The organism is Actinomadura napierensis (genome assembly GCF_039529375.1).
GTDB classification, from domain to species: Bacteria; Actinomycetota; Actinomycetes; order Streptosporangiales; family Streptosporangiaceae; genus Spirillospora; species Spirillospora napierensis.
The window spans coordinates 1-1,800 of the sequence record NZ_BAAAMR010000254.1; the positions used below are offsets into that span (position 1 = coordinate 1).

General features: G+C 68.4%; 2 protein-coding genes. One reads left to right on the forward strand and one right to left on the reverse strand.

The window, feature by feature from the left end:
* The first annotated feature begins 135 nt into the window (after window positions 1–135).
* Window positions 136–660 (forward strand): hypothetical protein, encoded by a 525-nt coding sequence (locus tag ABD296_RS49255; RefSeq protein ID WP_344285402.1) that lies wholly within the window; start codon window positions 136–138, stop codon window positions 658–660.
* Window positions 661–759: 99 nt separating this feature from the next.
* On the opposite strand, the gene ABD296_RS49260 is transcribed toward ABD296_RS49255, so the two are convergent.
* A partial coding sequence (locus ABD296_RS49260) for an HNH endonuclease signature motif containing protein (RefSeq protein ID WP_344285404.1) occupies window positions 760–1,800 on the reverse strand: 1,041 nt, incomplete at its 5' end.

Consider the following 1,800-nt stretch of genomic DNA (forward strand, 5'->3'; position numbering starts at 1 on the left):
CCCTGAGGCAGCGCTTAAGGGGCAGGCTCCGCCTGCCCCGCCCCGGTCGCGCCACCCCACCGCCCCCGAACCAGCGGGCCAAGCGGAGATGTCGAGATGGGTGTGATGGCTCCGACCACGTAGGGAACCGTCCCCATGACGAAGGAGCTCCCGATGCCGGAGAACATCAGCAAGTCCGCTCGTGTCGTCACCGTGGCCGCCGGGGTCGAGAACACCGAACGCGCAGCGCCCGTCCGCGACGGCCGCCACGAAGCGCTCGCGGTCCTCATCGGTAAGTGGATCAACGAAGGCCGCACGATCGAGATTACGGAGACCCCGTCGGTTCCGATCCTCACCAGTGATGTCTACGAGTGGGCACCCGGCGGGTTCTTCGTCGTCCACTCGGCCTTCGGAAAGATCGGTGAGACCTCCGTCGGCGGTGTCGAGATCATCGGCGTCGACGGCGAGGAGTACAGCTCCACGTTCTACGACGGCTTCGGCAACGTTCACGTGTCCCGGCTGCAGATCGAGGGCGACGAGATCAGGTGGATCGGCGACCGCACGCGTTGCACCGCAACGATGACCGACGACGGCATGACACAGGTCGCCCGCCATGAGTCCAGCGCCGACGGCGTGAGCTGGTCACCATCGATGGACGTCACCCTCCGCAAGGTCGCCTGACCCGGCCCGGCCTGCCCGCCGTGAGCGGACATGGGCATGCCGGTTCGCCCGAGATCCGGGTTGGATTCGGGCGAACCGGTGATGTGGAGGTGGGGCGGGTTATGCGGCCCAGTTGGCGGTGGTGTCGGACGGGCCGAACGGCCCCGGTGGTGGCCCGCTGCCACTCCGGGTTCTTGATCGGGCACCCGGTGGTGGTAGCAGCCGGTAGACGTACCGCCCGTCGGGATCTTTGCTGATCCCGATCTGATCTGGGCTGGTGTGTTTGAAGCGGTTGTGCCACCCGCAGGTCAGGGCGAGCTGGTCAATGTCGGTGGGGCTGTTGCCCAGGGCCCAGCCGTTGACATGGTCGACCTCGCACAGCGTCCCGGGGATCTCGCATTCCCGTACCGCGCAGGTCGGATACAGCGTCTCCAGTACCTGCCGTTGGGCGGCGCTAGCGAAACGCTCCCGGTAGCCCAGGTAGAGCGGGGTGTGGCCGCGTCCGAGCAGGAGGGGTGACACTCCGGCCGCTAGGGCGATGCGGCGGGCTTGGGCGGCGGGGATCGGCGTCCCGTCGATGAGGCGGGCCGGAGCATTACCGCCGGTCAGTGTCTCCAGGTCACAGATCACGGTGACCTTGGTGGACCTGTGCCCACCCGACAGCACACTCGACAGTGCCGCCGCCGTCCGCTCGCCAACGTCACGGTGGTCATCCGGCCCGGCCGGCTTGACCAACGGCGCCAGCGTCCCGTCCCAGATCGCGGCGTCTTCGGCGTTCAGCCAGCCCTTGATGTACCGGCCGCCGTCCAGGGAACCGGTGCTGGTGATCCAGGACTTGGCGTACCCGCGCTTGGCATCCTCACCGGGGGCAGCCTCGGTGCCGTCGCGTTCGGCGATCACGTCGCAGATGCGGCGGCCGAACACCCCGACTTTCGCCGCCGAGAAGCCCTGCTCGACGAAGCCCAGCAGAGTGGTCTCGGCCTGGGCGCAGTCGGTGTCCTCCAGCCGCGCCACACTCTGCGCGACCGTGGCCGCATACCCGTACGACAACTCTCCGGCCGCCAACCGTTCCGCGACCTGCGGTAGGCGGTGCCGCTGGCGGGCGAGGATGAGGCGTTCGGTGGTGCGGTTCTCCCGCATGCCGAGCCGGGATCGTAGCCA

Excerpts from the sequence above, each read along its gene's own strand:
- ABD296_RS49255 (WP_344285402.1), top strand. The coding sequence starts at position 136 with ATGACGAAGGAGCTCCCGATGCCGGAGAACATCAGCAAGTCCGCTCGT.